At 54.6% G+C, this 18,154-nt stretch carries 19 protein-coding genes; 16 read left to right on the top strand and 3 right to left on the bottom strand.

Going from position 1 to position 18,154, the window contains the following annotated elements:
• The first annotated feature begins 87 nt into the window (after positions 1-87).
• On the top strand, positions 88-1,164 hold the full coding sequence (locus PSSD_RS08280; RefSeq protein WP_058970481.1) for a diguanylate cyclase: 1,077 nt from the start codon (positions 88-90) through the stop codon (positions 1,162-1,164).
• Here PSSD_RS08280 and PSSD_RS08275 read toward each other — a convergent pair whose 3' ends face one another.
• Positions 1,165-1,623 (bottom strand): OsmC family protein, encoded by a 459-nt coding sequence (locus tag PSSD_RS08275; protein ID WP_058970479.1) that lies wholly within the window; start codon positions 1,621-1,623, stop codon positions 1,165-1,167.
• A gap of 138 nt (positions 1,624-1,761) precedes the next feature.
• Positions 1,762-2,421 (bottom strand): helix-turn-helix domain-containing protein, encoded by a 660-nt coding sequence (locus tag PSSD_RS08270; RefSeq protein ID WP_058970478.1) that lies wholly within the window; start codon positions 2,419-2,421, stop codon positions 1,762-1,764.
• Positions 2,422-2,554: 133 nt separating this feature from the next.
• Between PSSD_RS08270 and PSSD_RS08265 the strand changes: the two genes are divergently transcribed.
• The 7 genes from PSSD_RS08265 to PSSD_RS08235 all read left to right on the top strand — a co-directional run bounded on the left by PSSD_RS08265 (position 2,555) and on the right by PSSD_RS08235 (position 8,623).
• A complete protein-coding gene (locus tag PSSD_RS08265; protein WP_058970476.1) occupies positions 2,555-3,472 on the top strand; it encodes a carbon-nitrogen hydrolase family protein in 918 nt (305 codons plus the stop codon).
• Positions 3,465-4,247: an ABC transporter ATP-binding protein gene (locus tag PSSD_RS08260; protein ID WP_058970474.1), complete on the top strand. Its 783-nt coding sequence runs from the start codon at positions 3,465-3,467 to the stop codon at positions 4,245-4,247. Before PSSD_RS08265 ends, PSSD_RS08260 begins: the two co-directional genes overlap by 8 nt.
• 18 nt (positions 4,248-4,265) lie before the next feature.
• Complete coding sequence (locus PSSD_RS08255; protein WP_235589201.1) at positions 4,266-5,102, top strand: ABC transporter permease; 837 nt, start codon at positions 4,266-4,268, stop codon at positions 5,100-5,102.
• 2 nt (positions 5,103-5,104) lie between these two features.
• Positions 5,105-6,112, top strand: coding sequence for an ABC transporter substrate-binding protein (locus tag PSSD_RS08250; protein WP_058970470.1), 1,008 nt, complete (start codon positions 5,105-5,107; stop codon positions 6,110-6,112).
• 72 nt (positions 6,113-6,184) lie between these two features.
• Positions 6,185-6,388: a hypothetical protein gene (locus PSSD_RS08245; RefSeq protein WP_058970468.1), complete on the top strand. Its 204-nt coding sequence runs from the start codon at positions 6,185-6,187 to the stop codon at positions 6,386-6,388.
• Positions 6,381-7,751, top strand: coding sequence for an amidase (locus tag PSSD_RS08240; protein ID WP_058970466.1), 1,371 nt, complete (start codon positions 6,381-6,383; stop codon positions 7,749-7,751). The genes PSSD_RS08245 and PSSD_RS08240 overlap by 8 nt, the downstream gene beginning before the upstream one ends.
• A complete protein-coding gene (locus tag PSSD_RS08235; RefSeq protein WP_064511449.1) occupies positions 7,748-8,623 on the top strand; it encodes a DMT family transporter in 876 nt (291 codons plus the stop codon). The genes PSSD_RS08240 and PSSD_RS08235 overlap by 4 nt, the downstream gene beginning before the upstream one ends.
• A 21-nt stretch (positions 8,624-8,644) precedes the next feature.
• Here PSSD_RS08235 and fic read toward each other — a convergent pair whose 3' ends face one another.
• The gene (gene fic, locus PSSD_RS08230) at positions 8,645-9,721 is read right to left on the bottom strand and encodes a protein adenylyltransferase Fic (RefSeq protein WP_058970464.1); all 1,077 of its coding nucleotides are present in this window, start codon (positions 9,719-9,721) and stop codon (positions 8,645-8,647) included.
• 470 nt (positions 9,722-10,191) lie between these two features.
• Between fic and PSSD_RS08225 the strand changes: the two genes are divergently transcribed.
• The 8 genes from PSSD_RS08225 to PSSD_RS08190 all read left to right on the top strand — a co-directional run bounded on the left by PSSD_RS08225 (position 10,192) and on the right by PSSD_RS08190 (position 17,720).
• On the top strand, positions 10,192-11,058 hold the full coding sequence (locus PSSD_RS08225; RefSeq protein ID WP_039330163.1) for a MurR/RpiR family transcriptional regulator: 867 nt from the start codon (positions 10,192-10,194) through the stop codon (positions 11,056-11,058).
• A gap of 18 nt (positions 11,059-11,076) precedes the next feature.
• Positions 11,077-11,661 (top strand): D-alanyl-D-alanine dipeptidase, encoded by a 585-nt coding sequence (ddpX, locus tag PSSD_RS08220; protein WP_058970462.1) that lies wholly within the window; start codon positions 11,077-11,079, stop codon positions 11,659-11,661.
• Positions 11,658-13,220, top strand: a complete 1,563-nt coding sequence (locus PSSD_RS08215) for an ABC transporter substrate-binding protein (RefSeq protein WP_058970460.1) — start codon at positions 11,658-11,660, stop codon at positions 13,218-13,220. Before ddpX ends, PSSD_RS08215 begins: the two co-directional genes overlap by 4 nt.
• A gap of 58 nt (positions 13,221-13,278) precedes the next feature.
• The gene (locus PSSD_RS08210) at positions 13,279-14,301 is read left to right on the top strand and encodes an ABC transporter permease (protein ID WP_058970458.1); all 1,023 of its coding nucleotides are present in this window, start codon (positions 13,279-13,281) and stop codon (positions 14,299-14,301) included.
• Complete coding sequence (ddpC, locus tag PSSD_RS08205; RefSeq protein ID WP_058970456.1) at positions 14,298-15,191, top strand: D,D-dipeptide ABC transporter permease; 894 nt, start codon at positions 14,298-14,300, stop codon at positions 15,189-15,191. Before PSSD_RS08210 ends, ddpC begins: the two co-directional genes overlap by 4 nt.
• Positions 15,191-16,177 (top strand): ABC transporter ATP-binding protein, encoded by a 987-nt coding sequence (locus PSSD_RS08200; protein WP_039330154.1) that lies wholly within the window; start codon positions 15,191-15,193, stop codon positions 16,175-16,177. The genes ddpC and PSSD_RS08200 overlap by 1 nt, the downstream gene beginning before the upstream one ends.
• Entirely contained in the window at positions 16,170-17,105 is a 936-nt protein-coding gene (locus tag PSSD_RS08195; RefSeq protein WP_058970454.1) for an oligopeptide/dipeptide ABC transporter ATP-binding protein, read from the top strand. The genes PSSD_RS08200 and PSSD_RS08195 overlap by 8 nt, the downstream gene beginning before the upstream one ends.
• 99 nt (positions 17,106-17,204) lie before the next feature.
• Positions 17,205-17,720 carry a GNAT family N-acetyltransferase gene (locus PSSD_RS08190; protein ID WP_058970452.1) on the top strand — a complete coding sequence of 172 codons (516 nt, stop codon included), beginning with the start codon at positions 17,205-17,207 and terminating at the stop codon, positions 17,718-17,720.
• Positions 17,721-18,154 lie beyond the last annotated feature (434 nt).

Raw genomic sequence — 18,154 nt, 5'->3', positions numbered from 1 at the left:
GCAAGGTAAATATTCTTAAAATAAAGCGCTGCGCTTGTCCCTTTTGCCGTTAAACTGCTTTTCTTGTCGATCAGATTTTTCCTGTGAATGAATTATTACTCGCCTGATGATAGCCACCTGAAGCGGCGTTCGGAGCGCTTCGTTCGTCGTATGTTTATCATGCGCCAGCTTGGCACAATTTTATGTTTCTTCCCGATTCTCTCTGTATTGATGGAGATGAATCGAGGCGTTGCCTTCAGCGCCTTACTGTTTGTGAATGCCTTTATCTGGCCGTGGCTGGCCTATCAGCGAGCATTACGTGCTGAAGACCCAACCGGTACTGAGCGCCATAACCTGACCCTTGATGCTGCATTCGGGGGAATTTGGGTGGCGCTCATGGCGCTGAGTCCGCTGCCTTCATTTGTCATTATGGCGGTGCTGGCTTCAGATCGTTATGCTGCGGGCGGTGCAGCGCAGTTGATCGCCGCTATGCAGGCGTTTCTCTGCGCCTTTGTGATGGTGTGGCTGGTGGATGGCGCAGCGGTGAATCTAACATTCAGCACACAAACCGTGTGGCTGACGTTGCCGCTGGCAACCTGCTACATGTTGGTACTCAGCGTGACCTCATACAATCTGACCTGGCATCTGCGTAAACGAAATCGCGAATTAGAACGTATAGCACTGATGGATCCGGGTCTGGAAATCCCTAACCGTCGTCTTTTTGAACGCCGTCTGGAGAGTGAGTTTCTCAGCACCCGTCGCGGCGACAGTGCAGGCTATCTGTTGCTGATGGATCTGGATTACTTCAAATCGGTCAATGATACCTGGGGCCATGAAGCAGGGGATTTCCTGTTGGCCGAGATCTCAGCGTTGCTGCGCAACGTGGTGGGTTTGCAGGATATACCCGCGCGCTTCGGCGGTGATGAGCTGGGGGTGATTGTGCACCATGCCACGGATGAATCGGTGGTGGCACTGGCGGAGTTGCTTAAGGATAAAATTGCTCAGGTGCGGTTACCGGCATCGGCTGATTTTCGCTGCTCGGTCAGCATTGGCATTGCGCCCGCCTCAAATGCTGAGTCTTTACGTCATTGGTTGCGGCATGCGGATGAAGCGCTGTATGAAGTGAAACGCGCCGGGCGTAATGGGGTGCGTCTGTGGCAATCACCCCTCGCCGGCGCGGCGTAACTATGCGAAGGTGGGTTCGCAATCTACCGGGAAATTGAGTGAATTGGCGATGAAACAAGCTTCATGCGCCTGATGATGTAATGCGCTTGCGCGGTCCGCATCTGCCGGATTGCGCAGCGTAATATGTGGCTTCAGAGTGATCTGGGTGAAACGCCCGCGCGTACCTTCCTGCATCGTCCCCTCTGCGGCATCTTCGTAGGCTTCCACAATAATGCCCGCAACCGCACACAGATGCAGATACCACAATTTATGGCACGCCGATGCGGAGGCCAGCAATAACTCTTCAGGATTCCAGCGTGAATCATCCCCCAGAAATGCAGGGTCCGCACTGAGTGCAACGGTGGCTTTGCCGTCTGCCAGCAGCTCGCCATTGCGATCGTAAGCCGTATAAGATGAAGTGCCCTTACCGCGATTGCCGGTCCAACGTACTGTGACCTGATAATGGTGTTCCTGTGCCATGCCGAAGTTCCTTTCATTACGTAACAGGCGGACAGTCTATATCAAACAGACCGAATATCGCGGCGCATTTTATTGCGACAGCCTGGCTAACAAACGTGATAAATCACGCCGCTTCGAATCAAAAGCTGTTGATATGCCTTAACTTCCGCGCGCTAAATCCTCAATATCCAATTTTTCTGTCTGGCAGATGGAAATCAGGCTGGCGGGTGCCTCGCTCAGACGGACAAAGGTATGCCGCATGGTGCTGTCGATATAGGCGCTGTCACCTTGGGCCAACCGTAATGGCGCATACAACTGCGTATGCAGCATCACTTCGCCCGCCAACACATAAATAAACTCTTCACCGGCATGCTGCGACCAGGCTTCGGGTGGCGGCAGTTCACGCGTTTCAATCTCCATCACCACCGGAATCATCCCTTTTACCAGCAGTTCAGCGGCGTGGACTTCATAGCGAAAATAGGGATTGGTGAACGCTAAGCCTTTCCCGGCCAGCGTGTAGGTGCGACGTCCCTGGATTGCCGCACTCGCCACCGGTTGGTGGGGGAGTTCATCGGCAAACAACTCCGCCAGAGAGTATTCAAAGGCGCTGGCAATCTTCGCGATGGTATCGAACGACGCTGAGACCTGTCCTTTCTCAATCTTCGAAAGCGAGGAGATTGAGACGCTGCTCAACTCAGCCACCTGCTCCAGCGTTAATTCACGCGCCTGTCGTATCGTCTTGATACGTAATCCAAAATCCTGCTCGCCGGTTAAGGCGGCACCCAACCCAGAGGTTTCATGTTGTCGGGTGGTTTTCATCGGATACTCTCCTCCACTGAGTGAACTGGAAAGCTAATTTCTCACATATGATAAAAATTTTCACATAAGAAAATTGTATTGGTCTAAATGTGAGCGACATAGCAGTTTAGGGAAAAAATCTCTGGGAGCGGCTATGAACACCACCACCATTGCAACCATCACCCTGCCCGCGTTCTACGACAAAACGCGCAATCTCAATAATCTGCTCGACTGGATGACGCGTGCCGCGTCTGCCGGGGCAGAGTTGGTGGTATTCCCCGAGCAGGTTTTACAGGGCTATTTGCCCGATACGCTTAACTGGAGTGGGGAAGCGGTAAGCTGGCAAGTGGCGCAGGCCGAAGTGGTGCCAGAGGGCGAAAGCGTGCAGGCACTGCAAAACCTCGCCACTCAGCTCGGATTGCATGTGGTGTTTGGCATGACGGAACGTCATCCCGAACGTGCCGAAGTGCTGTTCAACAGTGCAGTGCTGCTGGGCCCATCGGGGTTGGTCGGCGTGTATCGCAAAGTGCATCAGCCTGGCGATGAAAAGCATGTCTACTATCCCGGCAGCGACTTTCCGGTGTTCAACACGTCGTTGGGGCGCATTGGCATGCTGATCTGCTACGACAAAGTTTTCCCTGAGAGTACCCGCGAACTGGCGCTGAAAGGGGCTGACATCATGATCATGCCCACCGCCTGGGGCTACGCCGGTGACGGCAGTGCGGGGGACGCCGATCCGATGGTGGATTGCTACACCCTGTTTGGCCGTGTACGCGCGCTGGAAAATCAGTGCTGGATGATTGAATCCAACCTGTGCGGTCATCACGGCAATCTGCACTATCACGGTCACAGCCGCATTATCGATCCGCTGGGCAATATTGTCGCGGACAGTGGCACCAGCGAAGGCATGGCGCTGGCCACCATCGACACGCAACCGGCGATTCTGCGCGCCCGCAGCACCGACTATATCGGCTATCACTTCCTGAAAGATTACGTTCCGGTGCAGGCTCCGCCTTCACCGCTGACGGTTCACAATCGCCACGCGCGACCTTTGGGAGAAAACCATGAATAAAGTTCTGGAAGCCACTGGCATCCATAAAAGTTATCCCACGCCGGAGGGGGAGGTGACGGTGCTGCGTAACCTGAACTTCCACGCCAATCGCAACGAGTTTGTCTCCTTTGTCGGACCGAGCGGCTGCGGTAAATCCACATTGTTCAACATCATCACCGGCCTGTTGATGCCGGACAGCGGCAGCATCCTGCTGAAAAACCGTGAAACTACCGGCACGCCGTCACCGGAACTGGGTTATGTGCTGCAAAAAGACCTGTTATTCCCGTGGCGCACGGTGATCGACAACGTGATTCTCGGGCTGGAAGTGCGCGGCATGCCGAAAGCGGAAGCGCGGGCTAAAGCGCGTGAACTGTTTGAACTCTACAAAATGACCGGCTACGAGCAGAAGTATCCCTCACAGCTTTCTGGTGGGATGAAACAACGTGTCGCCCTGATGCGCACCATGGTGACCAACCCGGAAATCATTCTGATGGATGAAGCCTACAAGGCGCTGGATTACCCGCTCAAAATCTCACTCGAAAGCGAACTGTTGAGCGTGGTGAAACAGCAGCACAAGACGGTGATCTTTATTACGCACGATATCGAAGAGGCGGTCACGCTGTCCGATCGCGTCTATGTGATGAAAGCGCGCCCCGGCGAAATTGTGCAGGAGATTGAGGTGGATCTCGGTACGGACAGTTTGTCGATTCCTGAACGTCGCCTGTCACCGCGCTTCAACGAGTATTACGAGCACATCTGGCGCAGCATTGGCATCCAGCCTGAGCCGGTCAACTAACGAGAGGACAAGATGGTAATGAATACAGTGTCTACGCGTCCAACCGTGAGTGCCACCGCGAACCGCAGCGTCCGCGAAACCTTTTTCCGCTCGGCTAACGCCCGCCGCTATACGTTGCTGTTCTTGCAGGTGGCGATTGTGGTGGTGTTGCTCGGTGGCTGGGAGTTAGGCGTGCGCAGCGGCAATATCAATGCGTTTCTGTTCTCCAGCCCGTCTCAGGTGTGGGATGTGCTGGTACAACGTTTTCAGTCTGGTGAGATGCTGACCGACATCCGCGTTACTGCTATTGAAACCCTGGTGGGGTTTGCGGTGGGCGCGATCGGTGGCTCGATTCTTGGGCTGCTGCTGTGGTACTCACGTTTTATTTCCGACCTCGCTGCGCCCTTTATCGCCGCCATTGGCTCCATTCCGGTACTGGCGATCGCGCCGATGACCATCATCTGGTTCGGCACAGAGATGCTCTCCAAAGTGGTGATCGTGGCGTTTTCCTGCGTGGTGGTTTCGCTCACTACCTCCTACAAAGGCGCGATGCGCACCGATCCTGACTTAATTAACCTGTTGCGCTCTTTCAACGCGGGGCGCGGCACCATTTTCTTCAAGCTGGTGGTGCCGTCGGCGATGTTATGGGTGCTGTCGGGTTTACGCCTTAACGTCGGGTTTGCGCTGGTGGGGGCCATCGTAGGCGAGTACATCTCTTCGGATAACGGTGTGGGTCACATGATCCTGCTGGGCAGTTCCAACTTCGGTATGAACATTGTGCTGGCTGGCATCGTGCTGGTCATGCTGATGATGCTGTGTTTTAACGCGCTGGTGGCATTTCTTGAACGCCTCATTCTCTCCTGGGACAGGAAATAATCATGAAAAAATTCCGTTTAGCTACGATCTCTGCCGTTGTTTCTTTGGCTTCACTGGTGAGTGCGCAGGCGGCTGACACGCCAGTGCGCATCAACCAGGCATTTCAGTCGCTGCTTTATCTGCCACTTTACGTGGCGCAGGAGCAGGGCTTTTTCAAACAGCAGGGCGTTGATGTAAAAATCAGTACCGGCGGCGGCGGGGCGCAATCCTGGGCGGCGGTGATTGGCGGTTCCGCTGATTTCTCGATTCAGGACCCGGTTTTCGTGCCGAAAACCCGTGAAAACGGCGGCAAAGGTGTGGTGGTGGCGGGGGTGCAAAATGCGCCCACCATCTTTGTGTTCGGCAAAGAAGCCGCATCATTGCAGGATAACTTGTCGCTGTTAGCGGGCAAGCGCGTGGTCACCAGCCCACAGCCGGACACCACCTGGGCGTTTATGAGTTATCTGATCAAACAAAACAACCTCAAAGACGTGAAACTGGTGCATGTGGCGATCGGTAACGAGATCCCAGCCGTAGCGGCGGGTCGCGCGGATTATGCGTTGGCGGCAGAACCGCAGGTGACCATGGCGGAAGAGCAAAACGGCCTGCATGTGGTTTACTCCTTCTCAGCCGCGCAGTCCTGGTATCCGTTTGCCTTCTCCAGCCTGACCACCACTCAGCAGTACATCGATAAAAATCCGCAGGCGGCACAAGCGGTGGTCACCGCATTTGAGCAGGCATCGCGCTTTATTTATAAGCACCCGGATGAGTCGGTGACCATCGCACGTAAATACTTCCCGGCATTGCCAGAAGCGGTGGTGAAGAAAGCGGTACAGCGTGAAATTGATGCCAAAGGCTATCCAGAGAATGTATTGGTGTCGCAGAAAGCCTGGGACAACAACATGAACATCGCGCTCTATGCCAAGAACATCAAAGCCTATCCGTCGGAAGCGACCTCTTATCAAAACAACGTGAACACCGTACTGGCGACCAAAGCCAAAGAGGTGGTGGATGCGATGGGTGATAAATAAACCCTTACTGCGTCTCGATATCCGTTGGGGCGGCCTTCAGGCCGCCTGTGAGCCAAATGATCAGGAGTTATTATGGATGCCATTGCCCTTCGCCTGGCGCTGATTCAGCGCCACTGTGCGGCCGAGGCCGCTGAACTTGAACATCTACTCACCGATTGTGAAGCGCGTGCGGCGGGTATATCAGCCTTCGCCCTGCAACATTTTGCACCGACATTGTTGCCCGCCAACGCCTGGGTTTCCGCATTGCAACCGCCACTGGAGTTACCGCATGAGTGAGTTAATTGACACCTCAATGCTGACCCTGGCGCAGCAGCTACGTACGCGCCAGACCAGCGTGCCGGAACTGGTTGAAGCGTGCCTGGCGCGCGAAGAAACCACGCGTGATCTTAACGCGTTCAATGAAGTCTATGTGTCTCAAGTGCGACAAACCGCCAAGGCCAGCCAGCGCTTGCTGGAGCAGGGCTACGACCTCGGCCCGCTACACGGTATGCCGATTGCCATCAAAGCCAATATCGATTTGGCGGGTGAAGAAATGCATGCAGGCAGTGAGATTCTGCGTGGCAACATCGCCAGCCGCGATGCCGTGGTGGTACAGCGGCTGAAACAAGCGGGTGCGCTGATTATTGGCAGCACCAACATGCATGAGTTCGCATGGGGCGGCACCACCAACAATCCGCATTACGGTGCCAGCAGCAACCCGTGGGATGACAGCCGTATCCCGGCGGGATCCAGTGGTGGTTCAGGTGTCGCGGCATCGGTTCGTAGCGCATTAGCAACGTTGGGTACTGATACGGGCGGATCGATCCGCTTGCCTGCCTCGATGAATGGCATTACCGGTTTACGTCCTGGCGTGGGGAGACTCTCTACAGAGGGCATCTTCCCGCTGGCGACCAGTCTGGATACCGTTGGGCCGTTGGCACGTTACGCCGAAGAGTGCGAAGTGTTGTTTAACGTGCTGGACGGTAAGACGCAGCCGCTGACCACGCTGCCGGAGTTAGCGGGCTTGCGCATCGGCCTGTTACAGGATGTGCATCAGCAGGTTCAACCGGATGTGGCTGCCGCCTATGATCAAATGGTGCAGTGGTTTAGTGCAGCGGGCGCGCGTTGCCAGACGCTGAGCATTACCGGGCTTGATCAGGCGGTTAATGCGCTGGTGCTGATCAACCTCGCTGAACCTGCCTCGCTGCATGCAGCGTGGCTGGCAGAACGCCCGCAGGAGTACGGCGCGGACGTGCGAAAACTGCTGCAAGCAGGTCTGGCAATCTCGGCGGTGGAGTATTTGCAGGCGCAGCGCTTCCGCACCGGCTTACGTATGCAGCTGTTACAGCATCTCAATCAGGTGGATGTGATTCTGGTGCCGACCTTGCCCTTCACCGCGCCGCACAAAGGTCTGGAAGCGATTCAGATGGGCGATCGTGAAGAGAGCGTGTTGACAGGCAACATGCGTTACAACGCGTTGGCCAGTTTATCGGCGCTGCCCGCCATCAGCCACCCAGCAGGTTTTGACCGCGACGGTATGCCGATAGGTATGCAGATGATTGGCCGGGATGGTGCCGAGCGTCAGTTATTGGCATTGGCGCGCGCCTTCCAGCGCGAACATGATTATCACGTGCACACGCCTACCCGGCTGCGCGCGTGAAAGCGGTCTCGTTACGCGATGTGCTGATTCTGCTGCTGGTGGTCAATGGCTGGGCGTTTAATGTCATCGCGATGAAGTTTGGTCTGATGGAGTTACCGCCGCTGTTTATGCTGACGCTGCGATTTGTGCTGGTCGCGGCGATTTTACTGCCGTTCCATCGCCTGACGTGGCGTCAATTGCCGGGCATGGTGCTGCTGGCCTTCACCTTTGGTTTTGTGCATTTCGGTCTGATGGTGATTGGCATGCAGACCGCAGATGCAGGCACCACGGCGGTATTTATTCAGATGGGTACGCCGATTGCTATGTTGCTGGCCGCCGTGTGGCTGAAAGAGCGGCTCAACTATCGGCAAATCGCTGGGGTGGTGGTGGCGTTTCTCGGCGTGATTATTCTGGCAGGCAGCCCGGCGCTGGAACACTGGCAAGGCATGCTGTGGCTACTGATCAGTGCCTGCGGCTGGGCGTGTAGCACGGTGATCATCAAGCGTCTCCCGCCTGTCGCACCGCTGGCGATGACCGGTTGGTTGTCGCTGTTTGCCATTCCGTTGGTGGGTGTCAGTTCACTGCTGACGGAACAGCATCAGTTGGCATTGCTGATGTCGGCGGGCTGGCGCGGTTGGCTCGGAGTGATTTACAGCGCGCTGGGTTCGTCAATATTTGCCTATTCGTTGTGGTACGGCCTGCTTAAACGCTATCCCGCCAGCCAGATACTGCCGTGGTCACTGCTCAGTCCCGCGCTGGCGTTACTGATGGGCGTGGCGATCCTGCATGAAACCCTGGACCACAGCAAAGTGCTGGGCACCTTATTGATCGTCGGCGGGATTTTATTGGCGGTGGTGAGGGGCACGGCGATCAGGAAGAGGGTGATGGCGTGAGGGCCGCTTCACCCTGAGCGATTATTGGTTGAGTTCCTGTAGTAGCCGAGTATTCATATACAGTTTCTCGCGCCCGTAGCTTTTCTCTTCTAATACACCAATCTCGACCAGCTGTTTTAAGTAGCTGGATGCCGTCTGGCGTTTCGCGATATTGCTTTCAACCAGATTTTCAATGCGGCAGTAGGGCTGTGCGAACAGCACCTGCATCAGTTCATGGGAGTAAATTTTGGGCAACGTCTCACGGACGTACGCTGTGACTTCAGCAATCAGCGCACGAACGATGGCAATTTTCTGCGTTGTCCAGATTGCGGTATTTTCTACGGCTTCCAGCATGAACAGAATCCAGGCTTCCCAGTCACCCTGTGCCGTTACGCCACGCAGCAGAGTGTAATAGTCGTCCCGATTTTCCAGAATGAATCGGGAGAGGTAGAGAATCGGTAACGAGAGCAAACCGGTTTGAATCAAATAAAGAATGTTCAGGATACGGCCAGTACGGCCATTGCCGTCAGGGAAGGGGTGAATGCATTCAAACTGGTAATGCGAGATGGCCATTTTAACCAGCGGATCGATATCATCTTCTGCATGGATGAAACGCTCCCAGTTTGCCATCAAATCGCGAATAGCCGCTTCCCCAACGGGTGGTGTGTAGACCGTATTATTATGTTGGTCACGCAGTACCGTGCCGGGCGTTTTTCGAATATCGCTTTGCACCGCGCGCAGCTTAGTACAAAGCGCGATCGCAGTATTGGTGCACAGCGGATAAGCGTCAAGATGCGTGAACCCTTCGAACAGCGCCGTGCGGTAACGCAGCGCCTCTTTTGTCGCAGGATCCGCATTCTCTTCATGGTCGGCGTACTGGAAGAGTTGATCGCTGGTGGTCACGATGTTCTCTATACGTGACGAGTCCTTCGCTTCTAACATGGGAAGGATATTAATCAGCAACCCTTGGTCGGGAATCAGTTCTCCGGCAGTTTTCAGCTCTGCCACCGCGGCGCGAGCCGTGATGCAGGCTTTCAATACCTTACGTGTCTCTATCTTTTCAAGATCAGGCGGCAGCAAAGGCAAGGCGTTATAGGGCGTTTCTGGATTCCAGACCATATGTTTAAAAAATCCGATTTTATCGACATATGGCCATAATATGTCGATGCCATAAACATGTCACGGCCATATGTTTAAAAAAATGGATTTTATCGACATATCGCCAAAACGTGTCGATGCCATAAACATGTCACGACCATATGTTTAAAAAAATGGATTTTATCGACATATCATCAAAACGTGTCGATGCCATCAACAGGTTCACGTCTTTACATCACCCAATAGCAAATCCAGATCGTTGTCAAAAAACGGTCAACACCTGGTTGCACTGATGTCATGCTGATGTCATTAGTGTTGCACCTCTATGGCACTTTAATTCTTTCAAGCGCCACGCCTTCTTGGTTTGAATATTCACCATCTCAATGAATTAACGATGAATTTTATAAATTCTTAAACATGGCATGCATCCTGCTTTGTTAGTTACATGTCAAAACGTAGTGCAATGACAGCTCAATAACATTGAATCCACTATGAATGCGAAAACAGACTTTTTTAATGCCATCGAAGCGGCCTATTGCCATCAGACGCCCAGCGAAAAACGGGTCAGTGCCTGGCTGCTGAGCCATCGGGAGCAGATCCCGTTTGAAACAGCGGACAGCATCGCGCAGGCCACCGGGACCAGCGGTATTACCGTCGGCCGCTATCTGCGCAAGCTGGGGTTTCGCAATCTGGACGACGTCAAAAATGCGCTGCGTGAGCTGCCCAACACGCCTTACAAGCACTGGGGCGTCATTGATCGTCTGGATGCGTGGGATCAGCAACAGTCGCTGCCCGATCGGGCCAACCAGTCACTGCAAATGGAGTTGGATGCGATTCGTTACGTCTACCAACTGGCGCAGAGCGACACCTTTGCCCGCGTCAGCCAGCACATTGCGCAAGCTGATGCGGTGATCATCCTGGGGATTCAATCGACCCGCGGCATCGCCCATACCTTTTTCAGTCATCTGGAGTATCTGCGCCCGCGAGTGAGCTACGCCGATGGCAGTTCTGGCAGTTGGCTCGAATCGCTCAACTCTGAGTATGAAAAACCCTATGTGGTGCTGACTGATACGCGCGCCTACTCCACGGTGGCACGCCAGTTCTGTCGGGTGGCAAGCGAACGTCAGCTCCCCATGGCACTGGTAACCGATATCTGGTGCCCATGGGCGCGGGACTACCCGCTGGATTTACTGCAAGTGAAAACCGATACCGCCAACTTCTGGGACTCACTGGCCCCGGTGAGTTGCTTGTTTAACTTACTGCTCTCTGCAGTGGTTGAACGCCTGGGGCCGCAACTGTCTGTGCGCCTTGCAAAGAATCGCGCGCTACAGCAGGAATTTGGCCAGTTTGAGCGCTAAACAAACAGGAAATTGAACATGAATCAGGATACGCACCTTGTCGATCTCGCTGAGCAATTCCCTCAGCTCAACATCGATATGAAATATGCCACCGCGGACAACATCACCGGCCAGCCGATCTACAGCGTGGCGCGCTGCTTATTGCACGTCGATGCCGCCAACGCACTGGAAAAGAGCATTGAGATCGCACGGGTAGCCGGTTTCACGCTTCAGGTACTGGACGCCTATCGGCCACAAAAAGCGCAGGCTTTGCTCTGGCTGGCCTGCCCCGATCAAAACTATGTGGTGCCACTCTCTCAAGGTTCCAACCACAGCCGGGGCACCGCCATCGACGTCACGCTGATCGATGCCGACGGCAACGCACTGGATATGGGAACCGGCTTTGATGAGATGACCGAACTTTCCCATCCGTACCATCCCGAACTGGCGGCCTCTTTCCAGCGCAACCGACTGCTGCTCAATGCCGTGATGTTCGGTGGCGGATTCTGCGGTATTGCGACGGAGTGGTGGCATTTCGAATTACCGGGAGCGGCGGCCTATCCGCTCATTGACGATGTTTTCACTTGTATTTCCCCAGCACAGACTGACGGAGTATTACCATGAAAATGAAGTTCAGCGCCTCCAAAGGCTTTCTCTCTCTTTTGATTGCAGCAGCAGTAACCACCGCCAGTGCACCCGCCTGGTCAGCCGTACCCAAAGATATGTTAGTGATTGGCAAAGCGGCCGATCCGCAGACGCTGGACCCAGCGGTGACCATTGATAACAACGACTGGACGGTGACCTATCCGGCCTATCAGCGTTTGGTGAAGTACAAAACCGAAAACGGTAAAGGTGCTACCGATGTGGAAGGCGACCTCGCCGAGAGCTGGCAGAGTGAGGATGAGGGTAAAGTGTGGACCTTCAAACTGCGCAAGGGTGAGTTTTTCGATGACGGTTCGCCGGTGACAGCGGATGCGGTAAAACTCTCTTTTGAACGCCTGATGCGCATCAAGCAAGGCCCATCAGAAGCCTATCCCGCAGGACTGAAAGTTGAGGCCGTGGACCCGCAAACGGTTCGCTTCACCCTCGATACACCTTTTGCGCCTTTCCTTTATACCCTGGCAAATGACGGTGCCTCGATCATCAACCCCGCTGTGTTGAAAGCCCATGCCACCGATGATGCACGCGCTTACCTCGCTGAGCACACGGCCGGTTCCGGCGCCTATATGTTGCAACGCTGGCAGAAGGGACAACAGTTGGTGTTGGTGCCGAACCCGCATTTTGCGGGGAACAAGCCGGCGTTTAAGCGTGTTTCGGTCAAAATCATCAGCGAAAGTTCTGCACGTCGCCTGCAACTGGAGAAGGGTGACCTGGATGTGGCGGATTCACTGCCGGTCAATCAATTTGCGGCGTTGAAGAAGCAGGGCGACGTAGCGGTGTATGACTATCCTGCCTTGCGCGTGACCTACCTCTATCTGAACAACAGCAAAGCACCATTGAACCAACCCGATTTACGCCGCGCGGTCTCCTGGGCCACAGATTACAAAGGGATGGTCTCCGGGATTCTGGGCGGCAATGGCAAGCAGATGCGCGGTCCGATCCCTGAGGGCATGTGGGGCTATGACGCAGGTGCCATGCAATACAGCTTAGATTTAGCGAAAGCGAAAGAAGCCTTCAGCAAAGTCGCAGACAAGCCGAAAACCCTGTCATTCCTTTATTCGGATAATGACCCTAACTGGGAGCCGATTGCGCTGTCGATGCAGGCCAATCTGCAAACGCTGGGCATTAACGTCAAACTGGAAAAACTGGCGAACGCCACTATGCGTGAGCGCATTGGCAAAGGCGACTATGACATCGCGATCGGCAACTGGAGTCCAGATTTCGCTGACCCGTACATGTTCATGAACTACTGGTTTGAATCCGACAAAAAAGGGCTGCCGGGCAACCGATCCTTCTACGCCAATCCGCAGGTGGATAGCTTGCTGAAGCAGGCCGTCTCTACACCGGACCAGGCGCAACGCACTCAATATTATCAGCAGGCGCAGAAGGTGGTTATCGACGAAGCCGCCTACGTCTATTTGTTCCAGAAGAACTATCAGGTAGGGATGAATAAAGCGGTTAAGGGTTATGTGTTTAACCCGATGCTGGAGCAGATCTTCAATCTTTCTGAGATGAGCAAATAGCGATTGATATTAATCCTTAATCAGCAGGGTCAATTCTGACCCTGCTAAGGCAGGCAATATGAGTTTCTGGAGTTTGATCAGACAGCGCAGCTGGGGACTGATATTGGTGGTCGCTGGCGTCTGCGTGATTACGTTTATTATTTCGCATCTGATTCCCGGCGATCCCGCGCGATTGCTGGCAGGTGACCGCGCCAGTGATGAAATTGTGCAGCATATCCGGCAGCAGCTGGGGCTGGATTTACCGCTGTGGCAACAGTTTATTCGCTATGTCGAACAACTGCTGCATGGTGATCTCGGCATATCTATTCGCACTGGCCGCCCTGTGCTGGAAGACCTGAAGAACTTCTTCCCGGCTACGCTGGAGCTGGCTTTTTTCGCGCTCTTGATTGCTTTAGTGGTTGGCGTGCCGCTTGGCGTATTGTCGGCGGTGTACAAAAACCGCTGGCTTGACCATCTGGTGAGACTGCTGGCGCTGACCGGTATCTCAACTCCGGCCTTCTGGCTTGGTCTGGGCGTGATTGTGTTGTTCTACGGCAAACTCAATTTGCTGCCCGGCGGTGGTCGTCTGGATGACTGGCTGGATCCGCCGGCGCGGGTGACGGGTTTCTACCTGATTGATTCCTTGCTCAGTGGCGATCTGGAGGTGTTCTTCAACGCCTTGACCCACTTGATATTGCCCGCTACCACCCTGGCGTTTGTACACCTTGGGATTGTGGCGCGCCAGATCCGTTCCGCAATGCTGGAGCAGCTCAGTGAGGACTATGTGCGTACCGCGCTCGCTAGCGGGCTGAGCAAGTTCACTATCGTGGTGCGCTATGCCCTGCCTAACGCGCTGATCCCGTCTGTCACGGTGTTGGGGTTGGCATTGGGTGACCTGCTGTATGGCGCCGTGCTGACCGAAACGGTGTTTGCCTGGCCGGGGATGGGCGCGTATGTGGTCTCTTCCATCCAGGCGCTGGATTTCCCCGCGGTGATGGGCTTCGCCATTGTGGTGTCGTTTGCTTACGTGCTGGTGAACCTGTTTGTTGACCTGCTGTATCTCTGGATCGATCCGCGTATGGGTCGGGGAGCGGAGAAATGATGCTGACACAGGAACAGTCGGTAAACCCCCGCGGACGTCCGTGGCTGCAGGCGTGGAAACGTCGATGCTGGTTGATCAGCCGAAGCCCGCTAACCGTAATTGGCGCGGCCATCATCGTGCTGATGATGTTATTGATGATTTTTGCTCCGTGGATTGTGCCGCAGGATCCTAATGCCATCAATCTGGCCGAACGCTTACAGGCCCCGAGCGCGCTGCATTGGTTTGGTACCGATGAAGTGGGACGCGATCTCTTCAGCCGCGTGATTGTTGGCTCACAGCAATCGGTGGTGGCGGGTCTTGCGGTTGTGTTGCTGGCAGGCGTGAGCGGTTCACTGTTGGGCTGCTTGTCGGGCGTGTTAGGCGGACGCAGCGATGCGGTGATCATGCGCTTGATGGACATCATGCTGTCGATTCCTTCACTGGTACTGACCATGGCGCTGGCCGCCGCGCTGGGACCGAGCCTGTTCAATGCGATGCTGGCGATTGCCATTGTGCGTATTCCGTTTTATGTGCGTCTGGCGCGCGGTCAAACGCTGGTGGTGAAGCAGCACACTTTTGTTGAAGCCTCTCGCACATTTGGCGCGTCGCGTTGGCACCTCATTAGCTGGCATATCCTGCGCAACGCCATGCCACCGCTGGTGGTGCAGGCGTCGTTAGATATCGGCAGCGCGATCTTAATGGCGGCAACGTTAGGATTTATTGGCCTGGGCGCGCAACAGCCCACGGCTGAATGGGGCGCAATGGTCGCGGTAGGACGTAACTATGTGCTGGACCAGTGGTGGTATTGCGCATTTCCCGGTGCTGCCATTTTAATCACCGCCGTAGGATTCAATCTGTTTGGCGACGGCGTGCAGGATTTGCTTGATCCGAAAGCGGGAGGACGCAACTGATGAGCGACAGCATCCTGACCATCGAAAATTTACGGCTGAGTTTCCCGATTTATCAGGGCGAAGTGAAAGTGCTGAATGGCGTCTCTTTACACATCAACCGCGGCGAGATTGTCGGCGTGGTTGGGGAGTCGGGTTCGGGGAAATCAGTCACGGCGATGCTGGCGATGCGCCTGATCGCGCCAGGCAGTTACCGTGTGCAGGGCGGGTCACTGGAGATACTGGGTAAAAACGTACTCACGGCCAGCGAAGCAGAGATGCGCCAACTTCGAGGTAGCAAGGTGGCGATGATATTTCAGGAACCGATGACGGCCCTCAATCCCACACGCCGCATTGGGAAGCAGATGGTGGACGTGATCCGTCAGCACCAGCCGTTATCCACGAAACAGGCTAAAGCACGCGCCATCGAACTGTTGAGCGAGATGCAGATTGCAGATCCGCAAAGCGTACTGGAGCGTTATCCCTTTGAGTTGTCCGGCGGGATGCGTCAACGCGTAATGATTGCACTGGCCTTCTCCTGCGAGCCGGATTTACTGATCGCGGATGAACCTACCACGGCGCTGGATGTGACGGTACAACGCCAGGTGTTGCGTTTACTAAAACAAAAGGCGCTCTCAACCGGCACCGCCGTCCTGTTCATCAGTCACGATATGGCGGTGGTCTCGCAGGTTTGCGATCGTCTTTATGTGATGTATGCCGGTGCGGTGATTGAGAGCGGGGCCACCGATAGCGTGCTAACGACGCCCTGTCACCCTTATTCGGCGGGGTTGCTGGCGTGTTCCCCGGACGGTAGCGAGCCACGCGCCGAGCTGACTTCGATTCCTGGTACCGTGCCGAATCTCGCCAAACTGCCCACCGGCTGTGCTTTCCGCGAACGCTGCTTCGCGGCAGGTGAAGCCTGTGGTATCACGCCCGAACTGCACACCGCAGGGCAATCCAATCGTCAGGTGGCGTGCTGGTATCCGCAACAGGAGCGCATCCATGTCTGAAGCACTGCTTGAAATCAGTAATGTGCACGTCAATTTCCCCGCCAAAACCAACTGGCGCGGCAAAGTGACCGAACGGGTGCATGCGTTGAATGGGCTCGACTTACGAGTTGAACGCGGTGAGACACTGGGCATTGTTGGCGAGTCTGGCTGTGGGAAAAGTACCTTAGCCAAACTGCTGATGGGCATGCTCAAACCCAGCACCGGCCAGCTTGAATTAACGCGCTCCCCGAATTCATGGCTGGGACGTGGCATGCAGATGGTGTTTCAGGATCCGCTCTCCTCGCTGGACCCCCGTTTACCGGTCTGGCGTTCCATCACCGAACCGGTATGGATTCAGTCCCGCAGTTCGGAAAAAGAGCGGCGCGCGTTGGCGGCAACACTTGCAGCACAGGTGGGGATTCGCCCGGAATACCTTGACCGCCCGCCGCATGCTTTTTCTGGCGGGCAGCGCCAGCGTATTGCCATTGCCCGCGCACTCTCCGGTCAACCCGACATTATGGTGCTGGATGAGCCGACTTCCGCCCTGGATATTTCGGTACAGGCGCAGATTTTGAATTTGCTGGTGGAATTGCAACGGCAGCGCAATCTCACCTATGTGTTGATCTCACACAACGTGTCCGTGGTGCGCCATATGAGCGACCGCGTGGCTGTGATGTATCTCGGGCAGATCGTTGAGTTGGGTGAAGCAAAGCAGGTATTAGATTCGCCAAAACACCCTTATACGCAATTGTTGATGGAGTCTGTGCCGCGCATTGGTGCAGCGCTGGACGGTGCGCCGACCAATACGGAACTGCCAGGAAATCGGGTGTTGCCGCAGGGGTGCTATTTCAGAGATCGCTGCCCGCATGCGGGTACGGGGTGTGAAAAACCTCAGGGGCTGCGGGAGGTGGGGAGTGGGGGGATGGTGAGGTGCTGGCGGGTGGATTAATGGGTTTTTATCCGCTCGCAAGAACGTAAAATTTCACATCCCTCTGATTTTGTTTAATAGTGGCGTTTCACCAATATGGCGTTTAATTAAGGATGAATCATGGAGTTAGAGACTGAGCGTCTGAAATTAGAACCCTTCCAGGCCGCACATTATGATGGCTTACGGGCGATGGAAAGCGATCCTGACATCATGCGTTACATCAGCAATGGTGTAGTGAAAACGCCGGAAGAGACATGGGAAAGTATTACGCGTGTTCAGCAACGCTGGGAGAAGTATGGATTTTCCTGGTGGGCAATCAGGGAAAAAGTGTCTGGGCAGGTGGTTGGCGCGACATGCTTGCAGCACTTAGCCAATATTGAGGGTGCGCCTTTAGAAATTGGCTGGCGGCTGATCGCCGAGTACCATGGAAAGGGCTACGCGTCTGAAGCGGCTCAGGCCGTCATTGCGTTTGCTAAACAGCAAATTGGTACAAGTTATCTGGTGGCCGTTGCCGTTCCGGAAAACCACGCCTCACAACGCGTGATGCAGCGTATCGGTATGACGTACAAAGCGATTGAGCAGCATTATGATGTGCCTTGTGTGGTTTACGAACTGACAATCCCGCACACCCAATGAGACCATTAAGTGTGTTCACTTTCGGCATAAAGCCGCACTTGAGCATCGTAGTGTTGCCATTTAAGGCGTAGTGCTTGTCAGTTAAGCGGCCGGCGATAACGCCGTCTGGAGCCGCACCGGGGCAGGCGGGGTGTGAAAAACCTCAAACGTTGCAAAAGTTGGAGAATGGCACATCGGTTCGGTGCATTCGTGTGGAATAATTTTTAAAGAATGACATTTTAAAGTGAAATACTTATTTGCAGTGGATTGATTTTTTGAGGTAATAACTATTTAATTTATTTAATAAATTTGGCCATTAAAAGCATTGCTCTCTTTAGTGCTACTAGTGTTGTCATTTTTAAAGAAGACGATTGTGCATGTCGTCTCTAACCTCACTTTCTCTCATTTATATCGATAAAATCATTACTTTCAATGTGACCTTGCTATCCTTGCAA

The sequence above is a fragment of the Type-D symbiont of Plautia stali genome (assembly GCF_001485335.1).
Taxonomy (GTDB): Bacteria; Pseudomonadota; Gammaproteobacteria; order Enterobacterales; family Enterobacteriaceae; genus Pantoea; species Pantoea vagans_C.
The sequence above is the reverse complement of the archived record's forward strand: the minus strand, read 5'-3'. Positions and strand labels throughout refer to the sequence as shown.